The organism is Burkholderia sp. IMCC1007, from assembly GCF_027257875.1.
Lineage (GTDB): Bacteria > Pseudomonadota > Gammaproteobacteria > Burkholderiales > Burkholderiaceae > Burkholderia.
On record NZ_JAPVQY010000021.1, the window covers coordinates 68,292 to 94,099 of the forward strand.

The 25,808-nt window shown below is 66.0% G+C and carries 29 protein-coding genes; 11 read left to right on the forward strand and 18 right to left on the reverse strand.

The window, feature by feature from the left end; all coding sequences use genetic code 11:
- Positions 1–47: 47 nt before the first annotated feature.
- Entirely contained in the window at positions 48–740 is a 693-nt protein-coding gene (locus O1Q03_RS19400) for a VOC family protein (protein ID WP_269505473.1), read from the reverse strand.
- A gap of 228 nt (positions 741–968) precedes the next feature.
- Between O1Q03_RS19400 and O1Q03_RS19405 the strand changes: the two genes are divergently transcribed.
- From O1Q03_RS19405 to O1Q03_RS19420, 4 genes are all read left to right on the forward strand, one after another.
- A complete protein-coding gene (locus tag O1Q03_RS19405; RefSeq protein ID WP_269505474.1) occupies positions 969–2,429 on the forward strand; it encodes an aminotransferase-like domain-containing protein in 1,461 nt (486 codons plus the stop codon).
- Between the two features lie 188 nt (positions 2,430–2,617).
- On the forward strand, positions 2,618–4,516 hold the full coding sequence (gene htpG, locus O1Q03_RS19410; RefSeq protein ID WP_269505475.1) for a molecular chaperone HtpG: 1,899 nt from the start codon (positions 2,618–2,620) through the stop codon (positions 4,514–4,516).
- Between the two features lie 8 nt (positions 4,517–4,524).
- Positions 4,525–5,121 carry a chorismate--pyruvate lyase family protein gene (locus O1Q03_RS19415; protein WP_269505476.1) on the forward strand — a complete coding sequence of 199 codons (597 nt, stop codon included), beginning with the start codon at positions 4,525–4,527 and terminating at the stop codon, positions 5,119–5,121.
- Positions 5,121–5,597 carry a DNA-deoxyinosine glycosylase gene (locus O1Q03_RS19420; protein ID WP_269505477.1) on the forward strand — a complete coding sequence of 159 codons (477 nt, stop codon included), beginning with the start codon at positions 5,121–5,123 and terminating at the stop codon, positions 5,595–5,597. The genes O1Q03_RS19415 and O1Q03_RS19420 overlap by 1 nt, the downstream gene beginning before the upstream one ends.
- A 35-nt stretch (positions 5,598–5,632) precedes the next feature.
- Here O1Q03_RS19420 and O1Q03_RS19425 read toward each other — a convergent pair whose 3' ends face one another.
- From O1Q03_RS19425 to O1Q03_RS19465, 9 genes are all read right to left on the reverse strand, one after another.
- Complete coding sequence (locus tag O1Q03_RS19425) at positions 5,633–5,935, reverse strand: hypothetical protein (protein WP_260433008.1); 303 nt, start codon at positions 5,933–5,935, stop codon at positions 5,633–5,635.
- A gap of 104 nt (positions 5,936–6,039) precedes the next feature.
- Entirely contained in the window at positions 6,040–6,645 is a 606-nt protein-coding gene (locus tag O1Q03_RS19430; RefSeq protein WP_269505481.1) for a nucleotidyltransferase domain-containing protein, read from the reverse strand.
- 75 nt (positions 6,646–6,720) lie between these two features.
- Positions 6,721–8,523 carry an alkaline phosphatase D family protein gene (locus O1Q03_RS19435; protein ID WP_269505483.1) on the reverse strand — a complete coding sequence of 601 codons (1,803 nt, stop codon included), beginning with the start codon at positions 8,521–8,523 and terminating at the stop codon, positions 6,721–6,723.
- Between the two features lie 301 nt (positions 8,524–8,824).
- Positions 8,825–9,628 (reverse strand): hypothetical protein, encoded by an 804-nt coding sequence (locus O1Q03_RS19440; protein ID WP_269505485.1) that lies wholly within the window; start codon positions 9,626–9,628, stop codon positions 8,825–8,827.
- Positions 9,629–9,703: 75 nt separating this feature from the next.
- A complete protein-coding gene (locus tag O1Q03_RS19445; RefSeq protein WP_269505486.1) occupies positions 9,704–10,399 on the reverse strand; it encodes a mobilization protein in 696 nt (231 codons plus the stop codon).
- Positions 10,400–10,696: 297 nt separating this feature from the next.
- Complete coding sequence (locus O1Q03_RS19450) at positions 10,697–11,020, reverse strand: helix-turn-helix domain-containing protein (RefSeq protein ID WP_124554825.1); 324 nt, start codon at positions 11,018–11,020, stop codon at positions 10,697–10,699.
- Complete coding sequence (locus O1Q03_RS19455; protein WP_269505488.1) at positions 11,017–11,379, reverse strand: type II toxin-antitoxin system RelE/ParE family toxin; 363 nt, start codon at positions 11,377–11,379, stop codon at positions 11,017–11,019. The genes O1Q03_RS19450 and O1Q03_RS19455 overlap by 4 nt, the downstream gene beginning before the upstream one ends.
- A gap of 319 nt (positions 11,380–11,698) precedes the next feature.
- A complete protein-coding gene (locus tag O1Q03_RS19460; RefSeq protein WP_269505489.1) occupies positions 11,699–11,953 on the reverse strand; it encodes a hypothetical protein in 255 nt (84 codons plus the stop codon).
- A gap of 14 nt (positions 11,954–11,967) precedes the next feature.
- A complete protein-coding gene (locus O1Q03_RS19465) occupies positions 11,968–12,276 on the reverse strand; it encodes a type II toxin-antitoxin system RelE/ParE family toxin (RefSeq protein ID WP_269505490.1) in 309 nt (102 codons plus the stop codon).
- Between the two features lie 126 nt (positions 12,277–12,402).
- On the opposite strand from O1Q03_RS19465, the gene O1Q03_RS19470 reads away from it, so the two are divergent.
- From O1Q03_RS19470 to mctP, 3 genes are all read left to right on the forward strand, one after another.
- Positions 12,403–13,320 (forward strand): spermidine synthase, encoded by a 918-nt coding sequence (locus O1Q03_RS19470; protein ID WP_269505491.1) that lies wholly within the window; start codon positions 12,403–12,405, stop codon positions 13,318–13,320.
- Between the two features lie 198 nt (positions 13,321–13,518).
- Positions 13,519–13,761: a DUF3311 domain-containing protein gene (locus tag O1Q03_RS19475; protein WP_269505492.1), complete on the forward strand. Its 243-nt coding sequence runs from the start codon at positions 13,519–13,521 to the stop codon at positions 13,759–13,761.
- Positions 13,758–15,308 (forward strand): monocarboxylate uptake permease MctP, encoded by a 1,551-nt coding sequence (mctP, locus tag O1Q03_RS19480; protein WP_269505493.1) that lies wholly within the window; start codon positions 13,758–13,760, stop codon positions 15,306–15,308. The genes O1Q03_RS19475 and mctP overlap by 4 nt, the downstream gene beginning before the upstream one ends.
- Before the next feature lie 83 nt (positions 15,309–15,391).
- On the opposite strand, the gene O1Q03_RS19485 is transcribed toward mctP, so the two are convergent.
- The 5 genes from O1Q03_RS19485 to O1Q03_RS19505 form a co-directional block, all read right to left on the reverse strand.
- Positions 15,392–15,847, reverse strand: coding sequence for a VOC family protein (locus O1Q03_RS19485; protein WP_269505494.1), 456 nt, complete (start codon positions 15,845–15,847; stop codon positions 15,392–15,394).
- Positions 15,848–16,117: 270 nt separating this feature from the next.
- Complete coding sequence (tal, locus tag O1Q03_RS19490) at positions 16,118–17,071, reverse strand: transaldolase (RefSeq protein ID WP_269505495.1); 954 nt, start codon at positions 17,069–17,071, stop codon at positions 16,118–16,120.
- 156 nt (positions 17,072–17,227) lie between these two features.
- Positions 17,228–18,439, reverse strand: a complete 1,212-nt coding sequence (locus tag O1Q03_RS19495) for a benzoate/H(+) symporter BenE family transporter (RefSeq protein ID WP_269505496.1) — start codon at positions 18,437–18,439, stop codon at positions 17,228–17,230.
- A 55-nt stretch (positions 18,440–18,494) separates the two neighbouring features.
- On the reverse strand, positions 18,495–19,670 hold the full coding sequence (locus O1Q03_RS19500) for a vWA domain-containing protein (RefSeq protein WP_269505498.1): 1,176 nt from the start codon (positions 19,668–19,670) through the stop codon (positions 18,495–18,497).
- Positions 19,671–19,691: 21 nt separating this feature from the next.
- A complete protein-coding gene (locus O1Q03_RS19505) occupies positions 19,692–20,534 on the reverse strand; it encodes an AAA family ATPase (protein ID WP_269505500.1) in 843 nt (280 codons plus the stop codon).
- A 244-nt stretch (positions 20,535–20,778) separates the two neighbouring features.
- Between O1Q03_RS19505 and O1Q03_RS19510 the strand changes: the two genes are divergently transcribed.
- Positions 20,779–21,138 carry a c-type cytochrome gene (locus tag O1Q03_RS19510; RefSeq protein WP_269505501.1) on the forward strand — a complete coding sequence of 120 codons (360 nt, stop codon included), beginning with the start codon at positions 20,779–20,781 and terminating at the stop codon, positions 21,136–21,138.
- Positions 21,139–21,178: 40 nt separating this feature from the next.
- A complete protein-coding gene (locus tag O1Q03_RS19515; protein WP_124827636.1) occupies positions 21,179–21,535 on the forward strand; it encodes a c-type cytochrome in 357 nt (118 codons plus the stop codon).
- Positions 21,536–21,639: 104 nt separating this feature from the next.
- Here O1Q03_RS19515 and O1Q03_RS19520 read toward each other — a convergent pair whose 3' ends face one another.
- Positions 21,640–22,107 (reverse strand): DUF1841 family protein, encoded by a 468-nt coding sequence (locus O1Q03_RS19520; protein ID WP_404822661.1) that lies wholly within the window; start codon positions 22,105–22,107, stop codon positions 21,640–21,642.
- A 186-nt stretch (positions 22,108–22,293) separates the two neighbouring features.
- Here O1Q03_RS19520 and O1Q03_RS19525 point away from each other — a divergent pair, with 186 nt between their 5' ends.
- Positions 22,294–23,223: a DMT family transporter gene (locus O1Q03_RS19525; protein ID WP_269505503.1), complete on the forward strand. Its 930-nt coding sequence runs from the start codon at positions 22,294–22,296 to the stop codon at positions 23,221–23,223.
- Positions 23,224–23,362: 139 nt separating this feature from the next.
- Here the strand turns inward: O1Q03_RS19525 and nth are convergent, their stop codons facing one another.
- Positions 23,363–24,007 (reverse strand): endonuclease III, encoded by a 645-nt coding sequence (gene nth / locus O1Q03_RS19530; protein ID WP_269505504.1) that lies wholly within the window; start codon positions 24,005–24,007, stop codon positions 23,363–23,365.
- Positions 24,004–24,963 (reverse strand): electron transport complex subunit RsxB, encoded by a 960-nt coding sequence (gene rsxB, locus O1Q03_RS19535; protein ID WP_269505506.1) that lies wholly within the window; start codon positions 24,961–24,963, stop codon positions 24,004–24,006. The genes nth and rsxB overlap by 4 nt, the downstream gene beginning before the upstream one ends.
- A 156-nt stretch (positions 24,964–25,119) precedes the next feature.
- Here rsxB and O1Q03_RS19540 point away from each other — a divergent pair, with 156 nt between their 5' ends.
- Positions 25,120–25,752 (forward strand): TetR family transcriptional regulator, encoded by a 633-nt coding sequence (locus O1Q03_RS19540; protein WP_269505507.1) that lies wholly within the window; start codon positions 25,120–25,122, stop codon positions 25,750–25,752.
- Positions 25,753–25,808 lie beyond the last annotated feature (56 nt).

Here is a 25,808-nt window from a genome sequence, read left to right on the forward strand (position 1 = left end):
GGCGAGGTGCGTATGGTGTGACGAGAAGGGCGGCCGCATGTGCGGCGTCAGCGCAGCGTGCGCGCGCCTTGCGGCGTGTCGAATTCGGCGACGAGCGCCGGCGGGCCGTCGGCGGATTCGACGTCGAGCAGGTGGGCGGCGCCGAGCCAGTCGAGCTGCTCGCGGATCGTATCCGCGCGTGGGTGCGCGCCCTTGAGCGTCTTCAGCGCGATGCCGTCGTTCGGCAGCGATTCGGCCGGATGGCGCGGGCTGTCCCACTGGATCAGCGACGGCAGCAGACCGTCGCCGGCGCCTTGCCATGCGGGGAATGCGCCGTCGTCAGGCACTGTGAGACCCCAGCTGAGATCGCCGCGCCGCATCGCGACGACCGGTGCGATCCGGGCCGGATACTGGCTTTGCCACAGCGCAAGCTGGCGCGGGCGGTCGACGCGCGCGACCCAGTGCGCGAGGAACGGGCCGTGCGCGAGCCGTTCGCGCATCGCCGGATCGTCGAGCGCGAACAGCCGCGCGCGCGGCGGCGCGCCGCCGTCGCCCGTGGCGGGCGCGTCGGGGTCGATCGCGATCACTTCGAGGTAGAGCCCGCCCCACGCGCCGAACAGCGCATTGTGGGTCCGCATCAGCGGGTGGCGGCCGCCGCCGGCCGGTTCGATGCCGAGTGCGTCGGCGACATGGCGCACGCCTTCGTCCAGGGTGCGCGCGGCAATCACGAGATGGTCGAGTGTCAGGGAGCGGGCTGGCATGAACGTCGGTCGGGAAGCGGAAGTGTCATGGTAGGCGGGCGACGCGCCGGGCGGGGCCGGACCGGCCGACGCACCGCCCGCGATGCGGGCCGGCGGGTGCCGCGCCATGTGCGGCGGGCCGGAGCGGCGGCCGCACGATCGCCATTCCGGTCAACTGTAATCGTCGCTACCGGCACAGTAACGGTACAATCGGCGCGATAGCCTTCGGTACAGTTGGAGCCGCCGCCCATGTCCACCGTCCCACTCGCCCAGATTCCCGCGCCGCACGACACGGCCACGCTGACGCTCGTCGACCAGCTGGTCCAGTGGGCGCGGCGCCGCATCGACGAACGCGTGTTCCGTCCCGGCATGCGCATGCCGTCGATCCGCAAGCTCGCGCTCGACAAGAGCGTGTCGCGCTTCACCGTCGTCGAGGCGTACGAGCGCCTCGTCGCGCAGGGCTACCTCGACTCGCGGCGCGGCTCCGGTTTCTACGTGCGCGAGCGCACGGGCGCCGGCCCGCAGCCGGCCGACAGCGTCGCGCGCGTGGCCGAGGCCGCGCCCGTGCACAACACGATCGACGTCGTCTGGCTGCTGCGCAACATGCTGCACACCGTCAGCCCGGAGAAGGGCCCGGGCCTCGGCTACCTGCCGGGCCGCTGGCTCGACGGCGAGCTGATCGCCGGCGCGCTGCGCGCGCTCGGGCGCCAGTCGGGCGCGCAGATGCTCGGCTTCGGCACCGCGCAGGGCTTTCTGCCACTGCGCCAGCAACTGCAGACGCGTCTCGCCGAAGTCGAGATCGGCGCGAAGGCCGAGCAGATCGTGCTGGTTTCCGGCATCACGCAGGCGATCGACCTGATCTCGCGGATCTACATGCGCCCGGGCGATGCGGTGATCGTCGGCGATCCGGCGTGGTTCCAGATGTTCGGCCGTTTCGCGGCGCAGGGCGCGCAGCTCGTCGGGATGCCGTATACGCCCGACGGCCCCGACCTCGACGCGCTCGAAACCCTGGTGCAGATGTGGCGGCCGAAGATGCTCGTGATCAACTCGGTGCTGCAGAACCCGACTGGCACGTCGCTGTCGGCCGCGCAGGCATTCCGGATCCTGAAGCTCGCGGAGGCCTACGACTTCCTGGTGGTGGAGGACGACGTGTACGGCGACCTGTGCCCGCCGAGCTATCCGGCCACGCGCCTCGCGAGCCTCGACCAGTTGAAGCGCGTGATCTATCTCGGCAGCTATTCGAAGACGCTCGCGGCGAACCTGCGGGTCGGCTACGTGGCCTGCGCGCCGGAGATCGCGAAGGCGGTCACCGACCAGAAGATGCTGGTCGGGATGACCACGCCCGAGCTCAACGAGCGCGTGCTGTACAAGATCCTGACCGAAGGCCATTACCGGCGCCACGTCGAGCGGCTGCGCGCACGGCTCGACGGCGTGCGCGACAAGACCGCGCGGATGCTCGAGCGCACCGGGCTCGGGCTCTTCACGATGCCGGCGGCCGGGATGTTCCTGTGGGCCGACACGGGCGTCGATTCGGATGCGCTCGCGGCGGTCGCGCACGAAGCCGGCTTCCTGCTGACGCCGGGCAGCCTGTTCTCGCCGCAGCAGTCGCCATCCACGTGGATGCGCTTCAACGTCGCGAACTGCGGCGATCCGGCGCTGCCCGGGCTGCTGGCGCGCTATATCGACTCGGCGGTGCGGCGCGCGTCGTGACGCGGCGCGGCCGGCCGGCTCTTGAAATGCCGTGCGCCGTCCCCAGATACGCGCGCAAACCGCTGGCGCCAGGCGGTCGTCCCAAACACGGGCCGTCCCAAACGGGCCGTCCTTCACGGGTCCGCCGGCATCGCGCGCCGGGCGCCGGCGTCACCCCTTTTCAGTTCAAGTAAGAGGAAACAGCATCCATGGCACACGAAACGATGAGCTTTCAGGCAGAGGTCAAGCAACTCCTCCACCTGATGATTCATTCGCTCTACAGCAACAAGGAAATCTTCCTGCGCGAACTGGTGTCGAATGCGTCCGACGCGGCCGACAAGCTGCGTTTCGAAGCGCTCGCGGACAACGCGCTGTACGAGAACGATCCGAACCTGCGCATCCGCATCGGCTTCGACAAGGCCGCGCGCACGATCACGATCGACGACAACGGCATCGGCATGAGCCGCGACGAGGCGATCGCGAACCTCGGCACGATCGCGCGTTCGGGCACCAAGGAATTCTTCACGAAGCTGTCCGGCGACCAGCAGAAGGACGCGGCGCTGATCGGCCAGTTCGGCGTCGGCTTCTACTCGGGCTTCATCGTCGCCGACAAGATCACCGTCGAGACGCGCCGCGCGGGCCTGCCGGCGAACGAGGCCGTGCGCTGGGAAAGCGCGGGCGAAGGCGATTTCACGATCGACGCGATCGAGCGCGCGCAGCGCGGCACGACGATCACGCTGCACCTGCGCGAAGGCGAGGACGACCTGCTGTCGTCGCACCGGCTGAAGTCGATCATCCAGAAGTATTCCGATCACATCGCGCTGCCGATCCTGATGCACAAGGAAGAGTGGGATCAGGAAAAGGGCGAGATGGTCCTGAAGGACGAGGACGAAACCGTCAACCAGGCGAGCGCGCTGTGGACGCGTTCGAAGAGCGACATCACCGACGAGCAGTACACGCAGTTCTATCAGCACATCGCGCACGACCACCAGGATCCGCTCACTTGGACGCATAACCGCGTCGAAGGCCGCAGCGAATACACGCAGCTGCTGTTCGTGCCGGCGCGCGCGCCGTTCGACCTGTGGAACCGCGATTACCGCGGCGGCCTGAAGCTGTACGTGAAGCGCGTGTTCATCATGGACGACGCCGAGCAACTGCTGCCGCAATACCTGCGCTTCGTGAAGGGCGTCGTCGATTCGGCCGACCTGCCGCTGAACGTGTCGCGCGAGATCCTGCAGGAAAGCCGCGACGTGAAGGCGATCCGTGAAGGCGTGACCAAGCGCGCGCTGTCGATGCTCGAAGAGCTCGCGAACGCGGAAGAGGATGCCGGCAAGGAGAAGTACAAGACGTTCTGGAGCGCGTTCGGCCAGGTGCTGAAGGAAGGCGTCGGCGAGGATCACGCGAACCGCGAGCGCATCGCGAAGCTGCTGCGCTTCGCGTCGACGCACGGCGACACCGACGCGCAGGACGTGTCGCTCGCCGACTACGTGTCGCGCATGAAGCCCGAGCAGAGCAAGATCTACTACGTGACCGCCGATACGTGGCAGGCCGCGAAGAACAGTCCGCATCTGGAAGTGTTCCGCAAGAAGGGCGTCGAGGTGCTGCTGCTGACCGACCGCGTCGACGAATGGATGCTGTCGTTCCTGCATGAATTCGACGGCAAGCCGCTCGCGAGCGTGGCGCGCGGCGATCTCGATCTCGGCGAGCTGAACGACGAGGAGAAGAAGGCGCAGGAGCAGGCCGGCGAGGCGATCAAGCCGGTCGTCGAGAAGATGAAGGAAGCGCTCGGCGACAAGGTGAAGGAAGTGCGCGTCACGTTCCGCCTGACCGATTCGCCGTCGTGCCTCGTCGCGGACGACAACGACATGAGCGGCTACCTGCAGCGGATGCTGAAGGCGGCCGGCCAGAACGCGCCGGCGATGCAGCCGATCCTCGAGATCAACCCGGAGCACGCGCTCGTGAAGCAGCTGAACGCCGACAGCGCCGATTTCGGCGACTGGTGCCATCTGCTGTTCGATCAGGCGCTGCTGGCCGAAGGCGGGATGCTCGACGATCCGGCGAGCTTCGTGAAGCGGACCAACGCGCTGCTGCTGTCGCGCACCGCGTGAACGTGCGGATGCGATTCGACGGTGCCCAGGCGGGCTGGCGCGACACGCCCCGGCCCGGCTGCACGCTCGACCAGCGCGACTGGCTGACGCGCGGCGGCTCGCTGACCGCGCATCTCGCGCGGCTCGGCAGCGTGAAGGTGCGCGTGACGCGCGAGGCCGTCGATTGCCCGTGGTTCGACGAGCCCGTCGCACTCGCGAGTTCGCCACGCGCGCCGATGTGGGTGCGCGAGGTGATCCTGTCGGTCGACGGCACGCCGTACGTCGCCGCGCACAGCATCGCGCCGCTCGCGGCCAGCAAGGGTGTGTGGCAGGCGATGCGGCGGCTGCGCACGCGGCCGCTCGCGGAGCTGCTGTACAGCGATCCGCAGGTCGAGCGCTCGGCGCTCGTCAGCCGGCGCGTGATCGCCGGTCATCCGCTGTATGCGCTCGCGAGCCATGCATTGCAGGGTGAGCGGGCGCCGCATGCATTCGCCGCGCGGCGCTCGGTGTTCCAGCGCCACGGCAAGCCGCTGATGGTCACCGAATGCATGCTGCCGGCGCTGTGGCGTCATCTCGATGCGCACGGCGACGGGCCGCGATCCGTCGGGCCGCGCGAAGGCGCGTGATGCTGCAAGGTTTTGCGCCGGTCGTCGGGCCGAATACGCACACGATGATTCTCGGCAGCTTTCCGGGCGAGGCGTCGCTCGAGGCCGCGCAGTACTACGCGCATCCGCGCAATCAGTTCTGGCGGCTGCTCGGCGCGGTGCTCGACGAGCCGGCGCTGCATGAACTGCCGTACGACGCGCGGCTCGAACGCGTGCTGTCGCACGGCATCGGCATCTGGGACGTGCTCGATGCGTGCCATCGCAAAGGCAGTCTCGATTCGGCGATCAGAAACGCGAAGCCGAACGACTTCGATTCGCTGCGCGAGCATGCGCCGTTGCTGAAGAAGGTGTGTTTCAACGGCAAGACGGCGGGGCGGTTCGCCGACGTGATCGGCCAGGCCGGGTACGACACGCTCGTGCTGCCTTCGTCGAGCCCGGCGAATGCGATGCTGTCGTTCGAGCAGAAGCTGGAGCTTTGGCGCGGGATACGTCCTTGAAACGCGTTGGATTCAGCGTATCCCGCGAAGCAATGTCAGGTGGACGGCAGCAGGTGGTCGAGTAGAGATACGGTTTCAATGAGTTCAGCCGTGAGCCGAACCAGCTCGGCGGTCAGACTCGCTGGAAGATCTATGTTGCCCTCGTATTCGGCCGCATTGCGCCTGCGATGGCAGGTATCGAGCACGCGCCATTTTTCGGTCGGCCAGCCGATCGTGTGTTCGAGACACTGAAAGACCAGATATCGGTCGTCGCTCCGGTATCCGTGAGCCCGTAACGCAGCGCGTGACGCGGCGTGAGCGGCATCGTAGGCGAGGATGAACTGGCTCTCCGTCGCCATTCCGTTACTGCTTGTGACGGTATCGAGCTCGAGCGAGGCCGAGCAGATGCTCGAATTCGCCGCGGTTCGCCGGAAAGGGTTTGAGTTTTCCGATGCGTGCGAGGTTATCCAATGCGGTCAATGTCGTCCTCGGTTCCTATAATCATCAGCTTCGGCTGGCGCAGCACTTCCGCGAGGAACGGATGACTTTTGCGTTTCCGTTCGAGAAATTCCTCGTGAGCGTATTGTGTGATCTGGACCGAGCGACCGAGCTGTCTTTCACCCGATTCGAGTGCGGCCATGATTTGTCCATAGCTGAGCGTCTCGCTGACCAACATGACATCGACGTCGCTACCGGCGTGGTCGCTGCCTTGGGCAACCGAACCGTATACAAAGGCGAGTTGTATCTCTGAGGTCAGCGGTGACAGCGCTTCGCGGAGCACCTCGACGACCCCGAAGGTTTTGAGGACGATGAGACGCAGCTCGCTGAAAATGGGGCTGCCGGCGAACGCTCGCACCTGTTTGAGATTGGCGATGCGTCGGGTTTCGATGAGGCCACCTTTTTCGAGACGATTCAGTTCACGCTGGACGCTGGCACTACCCAGACTGGTCAACCGGATCAACTCTTTGACGTGAAACCACTGTTCGGGCTGCCCAAACAGGCAGGCCAGGATGGGTTGTTGTGCGCTGGAAAAGAGGGCGTCGCCGAGCTTTGTCATAAGCGGTGACATTAGCACGATCGAGCCAAAATTTAGCACGATCGAGCCAAATTTCAGCTCGATGACCGACCGTGCGGCAGCGTGAAGCTAGAAACGCTCGACGCGTACCTCGACCGAATCCCTGGGCACGGTCAGCCGCGTGCGGTCAAGCAGGGCATCCGCGGGCGCGGTGCCGTCCGGGTTCAAAGGCCTCACTTTGTTGAACACCACGGAAAAATGCTCCGCCGTGACGGTGGCTGACGCGTAACCCTGCGCGTCATGGTCGGCGTGGCACAGATCCGGGTTGTTCGCCATCAGGAAGGCGTCGAGTTTGGCCGCGGTCGCGGCCAGCGACGCAAGCGGCGTGCCGCTCCATGCGGCCTTCAGGTAGGAATAGAAGGACGCGCTGCTGATGCCCGCGCAGACGAAATCGACGGCCACGGGCGACCCTTTTGCAGGGTCCGGGTCGTCCCGCACGACGCCACACTGAAACGCATGCAGGTCCCCGCTGATCGCGACCACGTTGCGGATGCCCTGCTCGTTCAGGTATGAAAGCAGTTCGTGTTTGTGCGCCGGATAGCCATCCCATGCGTCGCAATCGACCACGAGGCGTGCTGCCGGTGTCTTCGGCGCGCCTGGCATCACGACCCACAGACGGTTCAACATCACCTCGTTGCCCCATATCTTCCAGGTCGCAGGCGAACGCTTCATCGTGGCCTTCCACCATTGCGTCTGCTCCGGGCCGAGTATCGACGGCGGGCGACCAAGCTGAGCGGTATCGCGCGCCTCGAAGCGCTGCAGCACATCCTGCTTGACGAAGTAGCGCGAGCCGGCTGCGTCATCGCCATTGACCGGATCGTGCAAGCGTGTGCGCGCGACAGCCGCCTCGCTGACGACATGGTCGTCGCGATACAGTCGCTCGTCCGTCATCACGAGATGCATCAGCATGCCGAAGCGAAATTCGCGGTAGATGCGAATGTTGGTGAACGACGGATTGTCCGGCTCGAAGCGCACGTCGCTCCAGTCCACCGGCATGTACTCCGCCCACGCACGACTGGCGTTGCGGCGGCGCTGCGTCTCCTGCCTTTCCTCGTTGGTGTAGACCTGATGATCCTGCCAGCAGTCGTCGGAAAATTCGTGGTCGTCCCATATCGCGATCATCGCCAGGCGCTGGTGCAGCGTCTGCAAGCGCGGGTCGGTACGATAGGTGCGATAGAGCGTCCGATAGTCTTCGAGCGTGTCGGCATACATGCTGCCATCGGCAAGCGGCTTTCCGTCAGGCAGGCGCAGCGGAGGATGCGCCGCCTCGACTTCGCCGGGTCTCGGCGCACCCACCGTTTCATAGATGTAATCGCCCACATGCACGACGAAATCGAGATCGCTTTCGGCGGCCAGCAGGGTCATGGCTTGCCAGTGATTGACGCTCCAGTCCTGGCAGGTGAGCCATGCGAAGCGAACGCGGCTGTTGGCGGCGTTGGCATCCGGAGCCGTGCGCGCGACGCCGGACGCACTCACGTCGTCACCGGCGACGAACCGGTAGTAGTACGTGAGATTCGGTGAAAGCGCCGTTACCTTCGCGCGCACGGTGAAGTCGTAGGTGGCGCGTGCCCGCAAGGGCACGCTGGCGACGAGCGCCGAGAAATCCGGCCGGGTCGATACTTCGAGCCGTAACGGCACCGTGTGCGCGGCGCGTTTTGCGCGGTGCCGCGCGTCCTCGAAGACGGGCACGCATCGCGTCCAGAAGACGATGGAGCGATCGCGCGGATCGCCGCTGGCGACGCCCTGCGGGAACCGATACCGGCCTTTGCGCACAGTGCTGGCAGACCGGGCCGATCGCGGAGCGCCAAGCGTACCGGTGGCTGCCGCAATCGTGAAAAAGGTCGACGACTTGAGGAAATGGCGGCGATCCATCGATTCTCCCGATCGACATACCGTGGCTGCCAGGAGCGGCGCGTCGCGATGCAGCCGTATGCGATCGCGTCTCTCGCGCTGCAATCGTGCCTCCCCCCACCGGACACGAGCGGGGGAATAGTCGAGCTACGACACTACCTCGAAGATCGCCTCGTGAAAAGCCGTCAACCATTCCGTTTCAATGCCGTGGGCCTCGCGGCGTTGCCCTCGTATGCGCCGCATTGCAAGACGTCGCAGGCGCGGGAGCGGCAACAGGACAAACCGAAGCTGATGCTACTGCGCCGCAACTCGACTCGACCGCTCAGGGCTTCGCCTCGCGTTGCCTGGCGCCCGTGGCCGCGGCAAGGCGACTTTGTGCAGCGACGAGTTGATCATCGGTGGTCGCCACCAGCCACAGACGTGCCTGCTTCTCGATCTGGCGGTTATGGTCCTTCAACGGCCCCATCGCGGCAGCGGCTTTCCAGACCACCGGGCCGATTCGGCTGCTCCTGCCCGACGGCGCGCCTACCAGCAGGCAGTAAGGCCCCAGCGGAAGCGATACGAACGGAAGTGCCGGACTGGCGACCACGCGCCAGTCGATGAACGGTGTGTCGCTGATCAGCAGCGGCGTGGGCAAGCCGTGGAGCACACTGAAATCGTACAGCGCCAGTTGCTCTCGCATGCCGACGTAAATGCGCCGGACGTCGTCGATAACCGCCGCGCGGATCTCGTCTTCGAACATCGGTTCCTGCGCGTAGCGGGCCAATGCCTTGCGAGCCTCCCCTTGATACGCGCTGAACAGGCCGATCTCCACGCAGTCCTGCACGGCGCGCTGAACCTCAGCCACGGAACCGGCTTCCGCGGGCGTACCCAACTGCGCAGCCCGCAAAAAGCGGGCAAGTCCCGCCTCGTGGATCGCGGGGCCCTCCGCCGAAGCGTCGTCGTCAGCGTTCTTGCCCAGCGGCACGTAGGTATATTGCTCGGCAGCGAAATGCGATTTCTTGCCTTCGTCGAACTTGATTTCGCCATCGACGCAGTCGAGATAGCGAGTCCCGATTCGACCATGCTCCCAGACCCAGTTTTTCAGGAACGGGCGGAGTGGATGCAGTCTGTCGTGATCGGCCATTGAACCTCCAGGTTGTCCCGGTATGAGCCATTCCAGCCACGCGCCGCCCGCTCCGTACCGTCGCGGGGGCCCGTGCTACAACGCAAGCGTACCCAGCTCGTCGTAAGTACGATGCAGCCAGACCTTGACGCGCTGCCGCTCCAGCAAGCCGAGCCCCGTGGCGGCGCGGTCGGGATGATTGACCGCCGCCCAGAAGCTCGCGCTTTGTCGATCGATCTTCTGCATCGTCGTATCGGGCAGGCGGCGCAGCGTAATCACGCTGGCGCCAAGGGCTTCGGCCCGCTCGCGTTCGCCGGATGCCTCCAGAATCTCGAAACGATCGCCGCGCACTTCATTCAGCACGAGCACCAGCTTGATTCGTCCACCGAATGCGTCGAGCCATTGCCGCAGCAGATCGACCGAATCGCGTCCCGTGTCCATCACGTGCCACCACGTCAACGTGAGGCCGTGTTCTTCGGCAAAATCGATTACGTCCGAATCGTCGAGCCACTTGGCGAGCGACTGCCGCGTCTGGGCCGCGAGATCGACCAGTATGCGCCGCTGCGGATCTTCGAGCGCCGATTCCATGACCGGATCGAGGCTGTCATGCTGGTCGAGCACGGCAGGCGCGGCAAAATCGGCATAGAACCGCAGTAGCGCGCCGTGCGATCGGTCGGTATCGAAGCCCACGAAAGGCATGCTCCGGTCGATGAAATACTGGGCCAGCACGCGGGCCGCGAGCGATTTGCCGACGCCGCCTTTTTCCCCGCCAATGAAGTGGATGTGACTCATGCTTACGAAATCCCGTGTGATGGAGCAGGTATGGTCGGAGCGGATGTTGGCAGGCTTCGATGACGTTACGGTACAACCCGGTCACGTCGAAAGAAAATGCGTGCGCGGCACCAGCATGCTGTCTGATCAACGCCGGTGTCAAACCGAACAAAATGGCAATCAGGTCTGGCGGCGTTGGGCGCGGTGCTCGGCGCGCCGGGGCTGCATGAGTTCGCGTATGACGCGCGGCTCGAACGCGAAGTACAGGATCGGCCGATGCGTGGATTCACGGATCGTGGCGCTCGCCGCGTCGTGTCGTCAGGCTGCGAATACGACTTCGATGTGCCCTTCGGCTTCCGACCGACGGTCGGGCCCGACGACAATCTGCACGTCGCGCCCGAGCTTCGCCAGACATTCGAGCATCTTCGTTTCGCTCACGCCGCGAAACTGCCCGCGCAGCATGTTCGACAGCTTCGGCTGAGGGATGCCGAGCAATCGTGCCGCGTGCTGCTGCGTCCATTTGCGCGCCTTGATGATTTCCGCGATCTTCGCAGCGAGTTGGGCCTTCACCCGCATTTCGTCGGCATCGCGCATGCCGAGATCAGCGTAGACGTTGCCGCTACCCTGTTCGATTTCGATCATCGCCTTTCTCCTTGTGCGTGTGCTTCGGCCGCTTTCAGACGCTCGCGGACGAGGTCGCTGTTCGGCTTGGGTGTCGCGATGCCGCACGACGATTTCCTCTGGAAACGGTGCAGCACGTACACGCTGTTTCCAAGCTTCACCGTGTAGACCGCGCGGTACGTGCCGTTGTCTTCCGATTCCACGATCTCGAGCACGCCGGCCGATCCGAATCCCTTCAAGGGCTTGGCCTGATCGTGCTTGCGCCCCGTCTGCGCCAGATACAGCGCATAGCCGAACGTGTCCTGCACGGCTTCGGGCATCGCCTTCAAATCCTTGCGCGCCGAACCGAGCCAGTACAGCGGTTTGATATATGGATCCATCGATGAATTTATCCCTATTTGGGTATATTTTCAAGGGGTCCGCGCAGGAAGTCGGCGCGGCCGTTGGAATGTGGTGTCACGAGCGGGGTAGGTGGGCGGCGACCACCGACGGGCGGTGCCGGCTCAGCAGTGGGGTGCTGCTGACGGGAGGCGCGATATGGAACCTCCGGCCCGGCGGCCGTTGCTTCGCATTCTTGCGTCGCGTGGGGAGTCGAGACAATTCAGCCGTTCGACAGAGCGCTGTCGCGGCGTATCGATGATGGAAGGGCGGGCGTGCTGACGAACCGCGAACGCATGGGCGTGCGTGTCGCGTCGAAGCTCAGTCGTCGTTGCCCCATCGCCAGCGGGGCTTCTCGCCCTTGAGCCAGCAAATTGCAGTCAGCAGCGCGACCAGCACCACGATGCAGGCGCCGTAAGCCACCGGCGAACGGTGCGGCGGCATCAGCCATGCACTCGCGATGACGCCGATCGCGAATAGCAGCAGCACGACCCAACCCTGCCACGTGACCGGCAAGCCCCATCCCCAGCCGTAGCGCTTCGCCGGAAACCAGATCTTCTTGTCGTTCGAGGTCATGGGATTCCCCGTCGTCAGTGGTAGTCGCTTTCCCGCTGGTGGCGGACCGCGAGGATCGTCACCGTCTGGCCGTCATCGATCTCGAACAGTGCGACATAGCCGGATGCACCGAACGGAATGATCAGTTCCCGGAGAAACGCCATGGACGGATGAACTTTGCGGCAGGTGAACGGCGACGATTCGAGCGTGGCGATTCCCGACGCAATGGCTCCCAACGCGCATTCGGCCAGTTCGACATCCGCATCGTCACGGTCGATGACAAAAGCATAACGCCGGTCAAGGTCGTCCGATGCGGCGGACGTGAAGCGAACCCGCACGTCCATATCGACCGCCAGTCACCCGAATGGCCTGCCAAGCCGTCGTGCCCGTCTGGCGGCCAGCCCGCCCACCAATGCTATCCTCTCGTCCGCTCATCCAGCGTCACCCAGCATCACCCAGCGAGATTCAACATGACCCGACTGATCAAGCGCGCGTCCGCCGAGGCGCGCGCGTTCAAGCAACGCAAGCCGTCCGCGTACAACGGCTCTGAAAAACTCCAGCCGTCGCGCGTGAAGCGCCGCCCGGAGATCGACGAGCACGACGACGTGCCCGTCCTCGACGCACCGCGCAAGCCGCGTTTCGCGCCCGTCACGTTCTCGGAAGAGCGCGGCGTGCGCTTCCTGCACTTCGGCACCGAGTGGGTGCAGGGCGCGATGCGGATTTCCAAGCCGCTGCATATCGAGCTCGAATACGCGCAGCAGATGATGGCGTGGCTGCTGTTCCTCGAAACGCCCGAGCGCATCGTCCAGCTCGGGCTCGGCACCGGCGCGCTGACCAAGTTCTCGCACCGCTTCCTGCCGCACGCGAAGGTCGAGGCGGTCGAACTGAACCCGGCCGTGATCGTCGCGGCGCGCACGATGTTCGCGCTGCCGCCCGACGACGCACGCCTCGTCGTGCACGAAGCCGACGCATGGGACTTCGTCAACGACGCGGCCAACCGCGGCACGACGGGCGCATTGCAGATCGACCTGTACGACGCGACCGCGCGCGGCCCGGTGCTCGACAGCGTCGCGTTCTACCGCGCGGTGCGCGGCTGCCTCACGGATGCGGGCATCGCGACGATCAACCTGTTCGGCGACCATCCGAGCTTCGTGCGCAACATGAAGCACCTGAACGCGGCGTTCGATCACCGCGTGATCGCGCTGCCGGAAGTGCACGACGGCAACCGGATCGCGATCGCGTTCTCGGGCCCGGCGCTCGACGTGTCGTATGCACAACTGGAAGCGCGCGCGAAACTGATCGAGGACACGCTGAAGCTGCCCGCACGCAAGTGGGTGAAAGCTTTGAAAGAAACGACGGGCGCCCGCGAATCCTCGTTCGCGATCTGACGCTCATGCGCCGGCCGCATGCCGGTGCAACCGCATGACTGGGGGCGGATCACCTCGGGTTCGCCCCCGCTTGACCGCGCGCTCGCGGCTCCTATACTGGCGCGAAGCCAGGGGAGCCGCAGCTTACCCGTTTTGCCGCTCCTCTCGCCGCCGTACCCGCTCAACAAGATCGATAACCGGGAAAGATGAGGAGACGTCATGGCTCACGATGCCGACGCCAATCGGGCCGCCAAGCGCTGGCTCTGGCTGCTGGTGCTGCCGCTGATCGCGATGGTGTGGGTGCCGTCGTACAGCAAGATCGAACCGCAATGGTTCGGATTTCCGTTCTTCTATTGGTACCAGCTGCTCTGGGTGTTCATTAGCGCGGTGATCACCGCGTTCGTGTACTACAAGACCAAGAATGCGTGGAAGTCGAGCGGCACGCAGGGAGGTGTGCGATGAATCTCGGCGCTACCTTCGTCTTCGTTCTCCTGTTCATCGGCGTCACGATCCTCGGTTTCCTTGCCGCGAACTGGCGGCGCGGCGATCTCGCCCACCTCGACGAATGGGGCCTCGGCGGCCGCCGCTTCGGCACGATCGTCACGTGGTTCCTGCTCGGCGGCGACCTCTACACGGCCTATACGTTCGTCGCGGTGCCCGCGCTCGTGTTCGGCGCCGGTGCGATGGGCTTCTTTGCACTGCCGTACACGATCCTGATCTACCCGTTCGCGTTCGTCGTGTTCCCGAAACTGTGGAGCATTGCCAAGCGTCACGGCTACGTGACGGCCGCCGACTTCGTCAACGCACGCTACGGCAGCCGGATGCTCGCACTCGCGATCGCGGTGACGGGCATCCTCGCGACGATGCCGTACATCGCGCTGCAGCTCGTCGGCATCGAAGTGGTGATCGGCGCGCTCGGTTTCGACACGACCGGCTTCGTCGGCGACCTGCCGCTCATCATCGCGTTCGCGATTCTTGCCGCGTACACGTACACGTCGGGGCTGCGCGCGCCGGCGATGATCGCGATCGTGAAGGACATCCTGATCTACATCACGATCGCCGCGGCGGTCATCGTGATTCCCGCGAAGCTCGGCGGCTTCGGCCACATCTTCGCGACGGTGCCGCCCGCGAAGCTGCTGCTGAAGGCGCCCGATGCGATGAGCCTGAACGGCTACAGTGCGTACGCGACGCTCGCGATCGGCTCCGCGCTCGCGCTGTTCCTGTATCCGCACTCGGTCACGGCGATCCTGTCGTCGTCGTCGGGCAACACGATTCGCCGCAACATGGCGATGCTGCCCGCGTATTCGTTCGTGCTCGGCCTGCTCGCGCTGCTCGGCTACATGGCGCTCGCATCCGGCGTGAAGGACATGCCGCAGTACGCGCCGTACTTCAAGGCGTTCGGCCCGAACTTCGCGGTGCCCGCGCTGTTCCTCAACTACTTCCCGTCGTGGTTCGTCGGCGTCGCGTTCGCGGCGATCGGCATCGGCGCGCTGGTGCCGGCGGCGATCATGTCGATCGCGGCCGCGAACCTGTACACGCGCAACATCCACCGCGAGTTCGTGAACCGCAACATGACGCACGAGCAGGAGACGCACGTCGCGAAGCTCGTGTCGCTGATCGTGAAGGTCGGCGCGGTCGCGTTCATCCTCGGGCTGCCGTTGACCTATGCGATTCAGCTGCAGCTGCTCGGCGGGATCTGGATCATCCAGACGCTGCCGGCGATCGTGCTCGGCTTGTACACGCGCGTGCTCGACCATCGCGGCCTGCTGGCCGGCTGGGCCGCGGGCATCGTGTGCGGCACGTGGATGGCGATTTCGCTGAAGCTGGCCGGCTCGATCTTCACGATCCACCTGTTCGGCCTCGCGATTCCGGGCTACGCGGCCGTATGGTCGCTGATCGTGAACCTGGTGGTGTCGGTGGTGGTGAGCGTGCTGGTGCGTGCGATGGGCATGGCGCATGCCGAGGACCGCACGCGGCCGGAGGATTATCTCGACGTCGTCGAAAGCTGATACGCGTGGCGCGGCCGCGCGCCGAACCTCGTGCAGCAATGGAAACGCCCGCCACTTCGCAGTGGCGGGCGTTTTCGTTCGCGTCAGCCTTGTGCGCGTTTCGCGAGATCCTCGCGTTGCGACAGGTCCTCGACGTTGACCATCCAGTGCACGCCGAAACGGTCCTTCGCCATCCCGAAGCCGAGCGCCCAGAACGTCTTGCCGAACGGCATCGTCACTTCGCCGCCGTCGGCGAGCGCATCGAACAGCTTGCGGCCTTCGTCGACCGTCGCCGGGTTCAGCGACAGCGAATAGCCGGCGTGCGCGCCGCTGCCCGGCTGGTTGCAGTCGCCGTCCGAGCACATGATCATCGACTCGCCGATCGTGAAGCTCGCGTGCATCACCTTGTCGCCCATCTCCGGCGACATCGGGTAATCGGGATTCGGCGGCGCATCCTTGAAGTGCATCTTGAACAGCGTCTTCGCGCCGAGCGCCTTTTCGTAGAACTGAAGGGCTTCTTCCGCGCGGCCGTAGAACGTCAGATACGGTTGGACTTGCATCGTTGTCTCCTGTGGACCGGGCAGGCGTGTCGGCGCCGGCTCGGGTACATCCAAGATTGACCGGGAAGAGCGCACCGCGACGCGGCCGGCGCACTCGTGACGTGGATTGTAGTGCGCGCGCCTAACGTTGGAATGAAAAATAAAAACGGCCGCGAACATGCGGTTCGCGGCCGTCGGCGACGCTTGCTGACGCCTGTTGTCAGCGCTGCTGACAGCTCAACTGACAACGCGACCGACAGCTCGACCAACAGCAGGCACGCGCTGCACGATTCAGCGCAGCGCGTCGATCAGCTTCTCGAGCTTCACCGCGTCGGCGGCGAACACGCGAATGCCTTCGGAAAGTTTTTCCGTCGCCATTGCTTCGTCGTTCAGCTGGAAGCGGAACGATGCCTCGTCGATCGCGACGCGCTCGGTCGGCTTGTCGTGCAGCGCGTCCGGCGACAGCTTGCGCGCGACCGTGTCGGTGCTGTCGTGCAGCTTCTGCAGCAAATCGGGGCTGATCGTCAGCAGGTCGCACCCGGCGAGTTCGATGATCTGGCTCGTCGTGCGGAAGCTCGCGCCCATCACTTCGGTGTTGTAGCCGAAGGTCTTGTAGTACGTGTAGATGCGGCGCACCGACTGCACGCCCGGATCGTTCGCGCCGCCGTCCTTCTCTTCATTCCAGTCGGCGCCGGCCTGCTTCTTGTACCAGTCGTAGATGCGGCCGACGAACGGCGAGATCAGCTGCGCGCCGGCTTCCGCGCACGCGGCGGCCTGCACCAGCGAGAAAAGCAGGGTCATGTTGCACTTGATCCCTTCCTTCTGCAGCACTTCGGCCGCGCGAATGCCTTCCCACGTCGACGCGAGCTTGATCAGGATGCGCTCGCGGCCGACGCCGGCGGCTTCGTACAGTTTGATGAGTTCGCGACCCTTGTCGATCGAGCGCTGCGTGTCGAACGACAGGCGCGCGTCGACCTCGGTCGACACGCGGCCCGGGATCAGCTTCAGGATCTCGGTGCCGAATGCGATCAGCAGGCGGTCGATGATGAAATCGGTGCTTTCGTCGCGGTGATCGCGGACGGTTTTCTCGAGGATCGGCTTGTACGCATCCTTCTGGACGGCCTTCAGGATCAGCGACGGGTTCGTGGTCGCGTCCTGCGGCTTGTATTGCGCAAGCTGCTGGAAATCGCCCGTGTCGGCGACGACGGTCGTGTACTGCTTCAGCTGGTCGAGTGCGGTAGTCATGGCGATTCGGAAGAAGGGCGCGGGGCGCCGGGTTCTCACGGGCCGCGCGAGCGCGGCGGCGAAGCGAAGCGGCGCCGGGCGCCGCTTCCGATCCATCATTTTAGGCCCGATTCGTGTCGCGCACGTTTTGGCATGCCCGGCGGGCGGCGAGCCGCGTCACGCGGGGCGTCGCGCGTTCAGGATCACCTGCGTGACGACGCCCGCGACGAGCCCCCAGAACGCCGGGCCGATCGACAGCAGCGTGAGGCCCGAAGCCGTGACCATGAACGTGACGAGCGCGGCTTCGCGCTGCTTCGCATCCTGCATCGCGTTCGCGAGCCCGCTCATGATCGAGCCGAACAGCGCGAGCGCGGCGACCGACACGACGAGCGCCTTCGGCAGCGCGGCGAACAGCGCAGCGATCGTCGCGCCGAAGATGCCGGCGATCAGGTAGAACGTGCCGCACCACACGGCGGCCGTGTAGCGCTTCGCGCGATCTTCATGTGCTTCGGGGCCCGTGCAGATCGCGGCCGTGATCGCCGCGAGGTTCACGCCGTGCGAGCCGAACGGCGCGAGCAGCAGCGATGCGAGGCCGGTCGTCGCGATCAGCGGCGATGACGGCGTCTGATAGCCGTCCGCGCGCAGCACCGCGATGCCCGGCACGTTCTGCGACGCCATCGCGACGACGAACAGCGGAATGCCGATGCTGACGATCGACGCGATCGAGAACGCGGGCATCGTGAACACCGGCTGCGCGAGCGCGATGTGGAAATGGCTGAAGTCGAGCAGCCCGAGGCCGCCGGCCACCACAGTGCCGACGATCAGCGTCGTGACGATCGCATAGCGCGGCGCGAGCCGCTTGACGATCAGGTACGTGAAGAACATCGCGAGCACGAGCGCGGTCTGGAACTGCGCGGCGCGGAAGATCTCGATGCCGATTTCGAACAGGATGCCCGCGAGCAACGCGGCTGCGATGCCGGCCGGAATGCGCTTCATCAGCGTGTCGAACAGGCCGCTCACGCCTACCGCGGTCAGCAGCAGCGCGCATACGACGAACGCACCGATCGCGTCGGCGTAGGGCACCCCCGGCAGCGACGCGATCAGCAGCGCGGCGCCGGGCGTCGACCACGCGACGACCACCGGCGCGCGAAAGCGCAGCGACAGGCCGATCGTCGTCAGCGCCATGCCGATCGACAGTGCCCAGATCCACGACGAGATCTGCGCGTCGGTCAGGTGCGCGGCGCGGCCGGCCTGGAACATCAGCACGAGCGAGCTCGTGTAGCCGGTCATCATCGCGACGAAGCCGGCGACGAGCGTGGACACGGACGTATCGGCGAAAAGGCGGCGGCCGCCGGCGCGGCTGGCGCTCGCGGTGGGCGAAGGGTTCATGCTCTCTCCGGGGCGGCCGCTCGGACGCGGCCTGGGTATCTGCGGGTGGGTGTCGTTACTTGCTGAGTGCGCGCATCGCGGTTTCGAGGCCCGCGAGCGTAAGCGGATACATGCGCTGGCCGAGCACGTCGCGAATGATCGAGACCGACTGCCGGTATTCCCATAGCCGCTCGGGCTCGGGATTCAGCCATGCATGATGGGGGAACTGGTCGGCGAGGCGGCGCAGCCATACGGCGCCGGCTTCCGGGTTGTTGTATTCGACCGAGCCGCCGGGCTGCAGCACTTCATACGGGCTCATCGTCGCGTCGCCGACGAAGATCAGCTTGTAGTCGGGCGTGAACTTGTGCAGCACGTCCCACGTCGCGGTGCGCTCCGCGTGACGGCGGCGGTTGTTCTTCCACAGATGGTCGTACACGCAGTTGTGGAAGTAGTAGAACTCGAGGTGCTTGAACTCGGCCTTCGCGGCCGAGAACAGCTCTTCGGTGCGCTTGATGTGGTCGTCCATCGAGCCGCCGACGTCGAGCAGCATCAGCACCTTCACGTTGTTGTGACGCTCGGGCACCATCCGCAGGTCGAGCCAGCCGGCGTTCGCGGCCGTGCTGCGGATCGTGCCGGGCAGGTCGAGCTCTTCGGCCGCACCTTCGCGCGCGAAGCGGCGCAGACGCCGCAATGCGACCTTGATGTTGCGCGTGCCGATCTCGACCGAATCGTCGTAGTCGCGAAAGGCGCGCGCTTCCCACACCTTGACCGCGGTGCGGTTGCCGTTCGACGGGCCGCCGATGCGCACGCCTTCGGGGTTGTAGCCGCCGTGCCCGAACGGCGACGTGCCGCCGGTGCCGATCCACTTGTTGCCGCCTTCGTGGCGCTCCTTCTGCTCGTCGAGCAGTTCCTTCAGGCGCTCCATCAGCTTGTCGAGGCCGCCCATCGCTTCGATCTGCGCCTTCTCCTCCGGCGACAGCTCGCGCTCGAGGCGCTTCTCGAGCCAGTCGAGCGGGATGTCGAACGCGTCGGACGGCAGCGCGGACACGCCGTGGAAATACGCGCCGAACGCCTGGTCGAACTTGTCGAAGTACTGCTCGTCCTTGACGAGCGTCATGCGCGCGAGGAAGTAGAACGCGTCGATCGACGGCGAGATCAGCCCGGCCTTCAGCGCTTCGAGCAGCGTCAGGTATTCCTTCACCGAGACGGGCAGCTTGGCTGCGCGCAGCGCGTAGAAGAAATTGAGCAGCATGGCCGGGCCTTCGCGGGTGGGTTACCGGTTGTGCCGGTTCATGTAGACGAGCCGCTCGAGCAGGCTCAGATCCTGCTCGTTCTTCAGCAGCGCGCCCGCGAGCGGCGGCACGATCTGCTTCGCGTCGGCGCTGCGCAGCGCGTCGGCCGGGATGTTCTCGGCGAGCAGCAGCTTCAGCCAGTCGAGCAGTTCGGACGTCGACGGCTTCTTCTTCAGCCCCGATACCGCGCGCAGCTCGAAGAAGCTCTCGAGCGCCGCGCGCAGCAGCGCCTCGCGGATGTCCGGGAAGTGCACGCCGACGATCTTCTGCATCGTCGACGGATCGGGAAACTGGATGTAGTGGAAGAAGCAGCGGCGCAGGAACGCGTCGGGCAGCTCCTTCTCGTTGTTCGACGTGATGATCACGAGCGGGCGGTGCTTCGCGCGAATGGTCTCGCGCGTCTCGTACACGTGGAATTCCATCCGGTCGAGCTCGCGCAGCAGATCGTTCGGGAATTCGATGTCGGCCTTGTCGATCTCGTCGATCAGCAGCACGCTCGGGTGCTCGGCGTCGAACGCCTGCCACAGCACGCCCTTCACGATGTAGTTCGCGATGTCCTTCACGCGCGCGTCGCCGAGCTGCGAATCGCGCAGCCGCGACACCGCGTCGTATTCGTACAGGCCCTGCTGCGCCTTGGTGGTCGACTTGATGTGCCACTGCAGCAGCGGCATGTCGAGCGCCGCGGCCACTTCCTCGGCGAGCATGGTCTTGCCGGTGCCCGGCTCGCCCTTGATGAGCAGCGGGCGTTGCAGCGTCAGCGCGGCGTTGACGGCGAGCTTGAGGTCGTCGGTGGCAACGTAGTGCGAGGATCCTTCGAAACGCATGGCGGCGCTCTTCTTAATCGCAAAAAAACCCAGTATAAGTCAGAAGGGCTGTCCGGGCCGGCCGCGCCCGCGTATCGTTGCGGGGCTGCGGCGGGGTGGACCGGGGCGCCGTATGGACGCGTTCCCCGCCGACGCGGTACAATCTGGCCGTTTTTTTTGGCCTGCGTGGCGATCCGATCAGCAAAACGGCGCGGGCCGTTGCCGCTTCGGCGCCAGTTTCCCCTCAAGCTAGGTTACAAGAGCTATGAACAAATTCGTCGGCAAACACGTCGTTGTCGCAGCGCTCGTGGCGCTCGCGGGCAGCGCGCAGGCGGCCGGTGTGGTCGGCAACCCGAAGGACGGAGCGGGCAAGGCCGCCATGTGTATCGGTTGCCACGGCATCCAGGATTACCGCGCAGCCTACCCGGAGGTCTACCGGGTGCCCGTCATCGGCGGCCAGAACCAGCAATACCTCGAGAACGCGCTGAAGGCCTACCGCAAGAAGGATCGTCACTTCCCGTCGATGAACGCGATCGCCGGCTCGCTGACCGACCAGGACATCGCGGATCTGTCGGCGTACTACGCCGCCCAGAAGGCCGACACGAAGGACAACCCCTACAAGTAAAGCGCGCGCCGCCGATCTCACCGGCGGGACAGGAGCATTCATGAACAACGCATTCAAGACGGCGGCGGTTGCACTGGCTGCCGGCCTCGCGATCGGTACCGCGCATGCGGCGGACACGTCGAAGGGCAAGGATCTGGTCGAATCGCACAACTGCGCGGCCTGCCACGGCGCGCAGCTGAACCAGCCGATCAACGCCGAATATCCGCGCCTCGCGGGCCAGCACGCCGACTACCTCGTCTGGGCGATGCGCCAGTACCAGATGGGCCTGACCAACCCGCTGCTCGGTCGCAACAACGCGATCATGCAGGCACAGGTCCAGAACCTGTCGGTCAGCGACATGAAGGACATCGCGGCCTACATCGAGTCGCTCAAGGGCGACCTCGTGTTCAAGAAGTAAGCGCGACGGGCCTTGCCGGCCCGCGCAGCACAAGTACCCCGCGCACGGCGGGGTATTTTTTTGTCCGCGCTTTCGTTCGCGTTCGCGGCCCGGCGCCGCGCCGCTCAGTCGCGCGATGCGCGACGCAGGATGCGCTGCAGGTACGCGTCCGTATCGGGCGGCGTGCCGGTGCGCTGCGCGTCCCAGATCGTCTCGCCGAGGCATTCCATGATCACGTGCTGCGCTTCGTGAGTCGAGTCGAGCTTCGCGGCCAGCTTGTCGTGCGCGGCGCGGATGCCGGGCGGCTGGTCGATCGACAGCTGCTCGCTGATCGCGAGGTGCATCGACAGGTGCAGGAACGGGTTCGTGCGGCCTTCCTCGGGCGTGTAGTTGCGCGCGGCCGCGCCGTCGGCGTCCGCGAGGTCGGCGTGGTATTCGGGGTGCTCGACGATCCAGTCGGCTGCCATCGCTTCCAGCGGCGTCAGGATCTCGCCGGCGCGCTGCTTGCGCCAGGTTTCGGTGAAAAAGCGGCGGACTTCGTCGCGACTCGGATTGAACATGGTGGGGAAACGTCGTGATTCGGGCGGCGTCATGCCGCGTCGGGCATTGTACGCCGGGTCGGCGCGCGGCGCTGGCGACGGCCGCGAGACGGCGTGCGGCTGGCGACGCGCGCGGCCGCCTGCGGCCGCACCGCGCAACGGGTAAGCGCCGACTAGGCTGCCGGCCGCCGCGCCGCTACACTCCGACGACATCCGTCGCCGCGCTCACGCCGTTTCATCATGTCCACTACCGCCCGCTTACCGTCCGCCGCGCTGCAAGGCGCGCTCTACGTCGCGTTGTCCGCCGTCGCGTTCGGCGCGATGGCGATCTTCGGCCGCTATGCGTATGCGGCAGGCGTCGACGTGCTCGGCTTGCTGATCGTGCGCTTCGCGATCGGCGGCGCGGTGCTCGCCGCGATCGCGCGTCACCGCCGCGTCGCGTGGCCGCGCGGCCGCACGCTCGTGCCGCTCGCCGCGATGGGCGCGCTCGGCTACGTCGGACAGTCGTTCTGCTACTTCAGCGCGCTCCAGCATGCGCAGGCGAGCCTCGTCGCGCTGCTGCTGTACCTGTATCCGGCCTTCGTCACGCTGCTCGCCGCGTGGTGGCTCGGCGAGCGCCTCACGCGCGCGAAGGCCGTCGCGCTCGTGCTCTGTGTCGCGGGCTCCGCGCTGATGGTGGGCGGCGGTCACGGCGAGCCGCTCGGCATCGCGCTCGCGCTGGCGGCCGCGGTGATCTATTCGCTGTACATCGTCGGCGGCACGAAGGCGACGCGCGGCGTCGATCCGCTCGCGACCACCGCGATCATCTGCCTGTCGGCGACCGCGACGCTCGTCGCGATCGCGCTCGTGCGGACCACGCTGTTCGGCACGCCGCCGCGCTGGCCGGCGACGGCCGGCGGCTGGGCGTCGATGTTCGCGATCGCGCTGGTGTCGACGGTCGCGGCGATGCTCGCGTTCTTTGCCGGGCTCGAGCGGCTCGGCGCGGCGCGCACGTCGATGCTGTCGACGCTCGAACCGGTCGTGACGGTCGCGCTCGCGGCGCTGCTGTTCGGCGAAGCGCTGTCGCCGCTGCAGTGGGCGGGCGGCGTCGCGATTCTCGCGGCCGTGCTGGCGCTCGTGCGCGCAGGCGGCGCGGCAGCCGACGACGCGACCGCGACGTCGAACGCATAGCGGGAAAAGGGGAAGGGGCAACGCCGCAGGGAAAGGGGAAAGGGCAACGCCGCAGGCGCCGCAACGGGGGCCTGCGACTCGTGCCGCGCACGGCGCGGGCGGCACCGCGCCGGCGCGACGAGTCAACGGTGGCTGACGCTCAGTCGTTCGGCGGCGGCGTCTTCGGCCTGAATTCGCACAGCGGCTCGATCGCGCAGTGCCAGCATTCGGGCTTGCGCGCCTTGCACACATAGCGGCCGTGCAGGATCAGCCAGTGATGCGCGTCCTGCAGGAATTCCTTCGGCGTGAACTTCTCCAGAGCGGTTTCGACGGCCTTCACGTCCTTGCCCGGTGCGAGCCCCGTGCGGTTCGCCACGCGGAAGATGTGCGTGTCGACCGCGATCGTCGGATGGCCGAACGCGGTGTTCAGCACGACGTTCGCGGTCTTGCGGCCGACGCCCGGCAGGCTTTCGAGCGCTTCGCGATCGGCCGGCACCTCGCCGTCGTAGCGCTCGAGCAGGATCCGGCACGCCGCGACGACGTTCTTCGCCTTGGTCCGGTACAGCCCGATCGTCTTGATGTAGTCGGCGACGCCTTCTTCACCCAGCGCGACGATTTGTCGCGGGGTGTTCGCAACCGGGAACATCTTCCGCATCGCCTTGTTGACCGACACGTCGGTCGCCTGTGCGGACAGCATCACCGCGATCAGCAGTTCGAACGGCGTCGTGTATTCGAGCTCGGTCGTCGGATGCGGATTGAGGCTTTGCAGCGTTTCGTAGATCGCGCGTCGTTTGCTGGCGTTCATGGCGTGTCGTTGTCGGGCGGCGTGGATGTGCCGCTCGGGTCGTCGCGGCCTTCGGCGTCGCGCTGCGCCTGCTGCTCGGCGAGCCGCTTGCGGCGCGCTTCGGCCGCATCGATCTGGGCCTGCACGGCCGTGCTCACGCCTTCGGTGTTTTTCGGCCCGGCACCTTGCGCGGACAGCTCTTCCTTCTTCTTGCGTGCACGTTCGAGCGCGGCGGCGATGATCGCGCGTTTCTTCGCGTCGGCGTCGTCGGCCGGGGCGGTGCTCGGCGCGGCCGGCTGCATGTCGGACGGCCCGGCAGCCGGCGCGGGTTTCGCCGCGCGACGTGCGGCGGCGCGCGCTTCGGCGGCCTCTCGCTCACTGCGTTGGCGCGCGAGCCGGCGGTCGTGGCGTTCGCGTGCGGCATCCGCCTGTGCCTGCGACCACGCGTCCCAGCCGGTGCGCTCGCCGGTCACGGGTACCATCGCGATGCAGTCGACCGGGCACGGCGGCACGCACAGGTCGCAGCCGGTGCACAGCGACTCGACGATCGTGTGCATTTGCTTCGGTGCACCGACGATCGCGTCGACCGGGCACGCCTGCATGCACAGCGTGCAGCCGATGCACAGGTTCTCGTCGATGAAGGCGACGGCGCGCGGATGTTCGCTGCCGTTGACGGGGTTCAGCGGGATCACGGGCTTGCCGAGCAGGCCGGCGAGGCGTGCGATGCCTTCGGCGCCGCCGGGCGGGCACTGGTTGTAGTTCGCGTCGCCGGCGGCGATGGCCTCGGCGTATGGACGACAGCCGTTATAGCCGCACTTCGTGCATTGCGTCTGGGGAAGCAGATCTTCGATGCGATCTGCGAGGGTCTTGGAATCGGTCACGGTGACAACGGGCGCAGCGGCGCCGACTGGCTGTCGGCCGCGTCTGGCGCGGCCGGAAAGGTTTGCCAAAGCTCGATTATCGCCGATTTCCCGCATTGCGCTGGACGCCGTCTGTGCGCATAATCAAACCGCTTTTTTGCAGGGGCTCAGCAGGAGGGCGGCCGCAGGCGGCGCGCCTGTTCCACGGCAGTCGGCGCCGAGGCGGTGGGGGTGCCGGTCCGGATCACGCGGCTCACATAGCAAAACGCCACCATGAATCAGCCAAAAATCAAAAGAGATCCTGAAGGTACGCGCCGCCGCATTCTGATGGCGGCAGCCGAAGAATTCGCGAGTGGAGGGCTGTTCGGCGCGCGCGTCGACCAGATCGCCCGCCGGGCCGAAACCAACGAGCGGATGCTCTATTACTATTTCGGCAGCAAGGAACAGCTGTTTACGGCCGTGCTCGAGCACGCGTTCTCCGCGCTGACCGAGGCCGAGCGCGTGCTCGATCTCGATGGCGTCGCGCCTGTCGAAGCCGTCACGCGGCTCGCGCATTTCGTGTGGGATTACTACCGCGACCACCCGGAGCTGCTGAGGCTCATCAACAACGAGAACCTGCACGAAGCGCGCTATCTGCACAAGTCGACGCGGATCCGCGAGATGATGTCGCCGATCGTCGCGAAGCTGGGCAACGTGCTGACGCGCGGCCAGAAGGCCGGGCTGTTTCGCAGCGATGTCGATCCGCTGCGCTTCTACGTGACGCTGTCGGGGCTCGGCTACTACATCGTGTCGAACCGCTTCACGCTCGCCGCGACGCTCGGCCGCGACTTCAGCGAAGCCGACGAGCGCGCGGAGATGGTCAGGATGAACACCGAGGTACTGCTTGCGTATCTGCTGCGGCGCTGAGCGACGCACCCACGAACCGATGAGCCGCCGGCTCGCGATCGCCGGACAAAAAAACG

Excerpts from the sequence above, each read along its gene's own strand:
- O1Q03_RS19400 (WP_269505473.1), bottom strand. The coding sequence starts at position 740 with ATGCCAGCCCGCTCCCTGACACTCGACCATCTCGTGATTGCCGCGCGC.
- O1Q03_RS19405 (WP_269505474.1), top strand. The coding sequence starts at position 969 with ATGTCCACCGTCCCACTCGCCCAGATTCCCGCGCCGCACGACACGGCC.
- htpG (WP_269505475.1), top strand. The coding sequence starts at position 2,618 with ATGGCACACGAAACGATGAGCTTTCAGGCAGAGGTCAAGCAACTCCTC.
- O1Q03_RS19415 (WP_269505476.1), top strand. The coding sequence starts at position 4,525 with ATGCGATTCGACGGTGCCCAGGCGGGCTGGCGCGACACGCCCCGGCCC.
- O1Q03_RS19420 (WP_269505477.1), top strand. The coding sequence starts at position 5,121 with ATGCTGCAAGGTTTTGCGCCGGTCGTCGGGCCGAATACGCACACGATG.
- O1Q03_RS19425 (WP_260433008.1), bottom strand. The coding sequence starts at position 5,935 with ATGGCGACGGAGAGCCAGTTCATCCTCGCCTACGATGCCGCTCACGCC.
- O1Q03_RS19430 (WP_269505481.1), bottom strand. The coding sequence starts at position 6,645 with ATGTCACCGCTTATGACAAAGCTCGGCGACGCCCTCTTTTCCAGCGCA.
- O1Q03_RS19435 (WP_269505483.1), bottom strand. The coding sequence starts at position 8,523 with ATGGATCGCCGCCATTTCCTCAAGTCGTCGACCTTTTTCACGATTGCG.
- O1Q03_RS19440 (WP_269505485.1), bottom strand. The coding sequence starts at position 9,628 with ATGGCCGATCACGACAGACTGCATCCACTCCGCCCGTTCCTGAAAAAC.
- O1Q03_RS19445 (WP_269505486.1), bottom strand. The coding sequence starts at position 10,399 with ATGAGTCACATCCACTTCATTGGCGGGGAAAAAGGCGGCGTCGGCAAA.
- O1Q03_RS19450 (WP_124554825.1), bottom strand. The coding sequence starts at position 11,020 with ATGATCGAAATCGAACAGGGTAGCGGCAACGTCTACGCTGATCTCGGC.
- O1Q03_RS19455 (WP_269505488.1), bottom strand. The coding sequence starts at position 11,379 with ATGGATCCATATATCAAACCGCTGTACTGGCTCGGTTCGGCGCGCAAG.
- O1Q03_RS19460 (WP_269505489.1), bottom strand. The coding sequence starts at position 11,953 with ATGACCTCGAACGACAAGAAGATCTGGTTTCCGGCGAAGCGCTACGGC.
- O1Q03_RS19465 (WP_269505490.1), bottom strand. The coding sequence starts at position 12,276 with ATGGACGTGCGGGTTCGCTTCACGTCCGCCGCATCGGACGACCTTGAC.
- O1Q03_RS19470 (WP_269505491.1), top strand. The coding sequence starts at position 12,403 with ATGACCCGACTGATCAAGCGCGCGTCCGCCGAGGCGCGCGCGTTCAAG.
- O1Q03_RS19475 (WP_269505492.1), top strand. The coding sequence starts at position 13,519 with ATGGCTCACGATGCCGACGCCAATCGGGCCGCCAAGCGCTGGCTCTGG.
- mctP (WP_269505493.1), top strand. The coding sequence starts at position 13,758 with ATGAATCTCGGCGCTACCTTCGTCTTCGTTCTCCTGTTCATCGGCGTC.
- O1Q03_RS19485 (WP_269505494.1), bottom strand. The coding sequence starts at position 15,847 with ATGCAAGTCCAACCGTATCTGACGTTCTACGGCCGCGCGGAAGAAGCC.
- tal (WP_269505495.1), bottom strand. The coding sequence starts at position 17,071 with ATGACTACCGCACTCGACCAGCTGAAGCAGTACACGACCGTCGTCGCC.
- O1Q03_RS19495 (WP_269505496.1), bottom strand. The coding sequence starts at position 18,439 with ATGAACCCTTCGCCCACCGCGAGCGCCAGCCGCGCCGGCGGCCGCCGC.
- O1Q03_RS19500 (WP_269505498.1), bottom strand. The coding sequence starts at position 19,670 with ATGCTGCTCAATTTCTTCTACGCGCTGCGCGCAGCCAAGCTGCCCGTC.
- O1Q03_RS19505 (WP_269505500.1), bottom strand. The coding sequence starts at position 20,534 with ATGCGTTTCGAAGGATCCTCGCACTACGTTGCCACCGACGACCTCAAG.
- O1Q03_RS19510 (WP_269505501.1), top strand. The coding sequence starts at position 20,779 with ATGAACAAATTCGTCGGCAAACACGTCGTTGTCGCAGCGCTCGTGGCG.
- O1Q03_RS19515 (WP_124827636.1), top strand. The coding sequence starts at position 21,179 with ATGAACAACGCATTCAAGACGGCGGCGGTTGCACTGGCTGCCGGCCTC.
- O1Q03_RS19520 (WP_404822661.1), bottom strand. The coding sequence starts at position 22,107 with ATGACGCCGCCCGAATCACGACGTTTCCCCACCATGTTCAATCCGAGT.
- O1Q03_RS19525 (WP_269505503.1), top strand. The coding sequence starts at position 22,294 with ATGTCCACTACCGCCCGCTTACCGTCCGCCGCGCTGCAAGGCGCGCTC.
- nth (WP_269505504.1), bottom strand. The coding sequence starts at position 24,007 with ATGAACGCCAGCAAACGACGCGCGATCTACGAAACGCTGCAAAGCCTC.
- rsxB (WP_269505506.1), bottom strand. The coding sequence starts at position 24,963 with ATGCGGGAAATCGGCGATAATCGAGCTTTGGCAAACCTTTCCGGCCGC.
- O1Q03_RS19540 (WP_269505507.1), top strand. The coding sequence starts at position 25,120 with ATGAATCAGCCAAAAATCAAAAGAGATCCTGAAGGTACGCGCCGCCGC.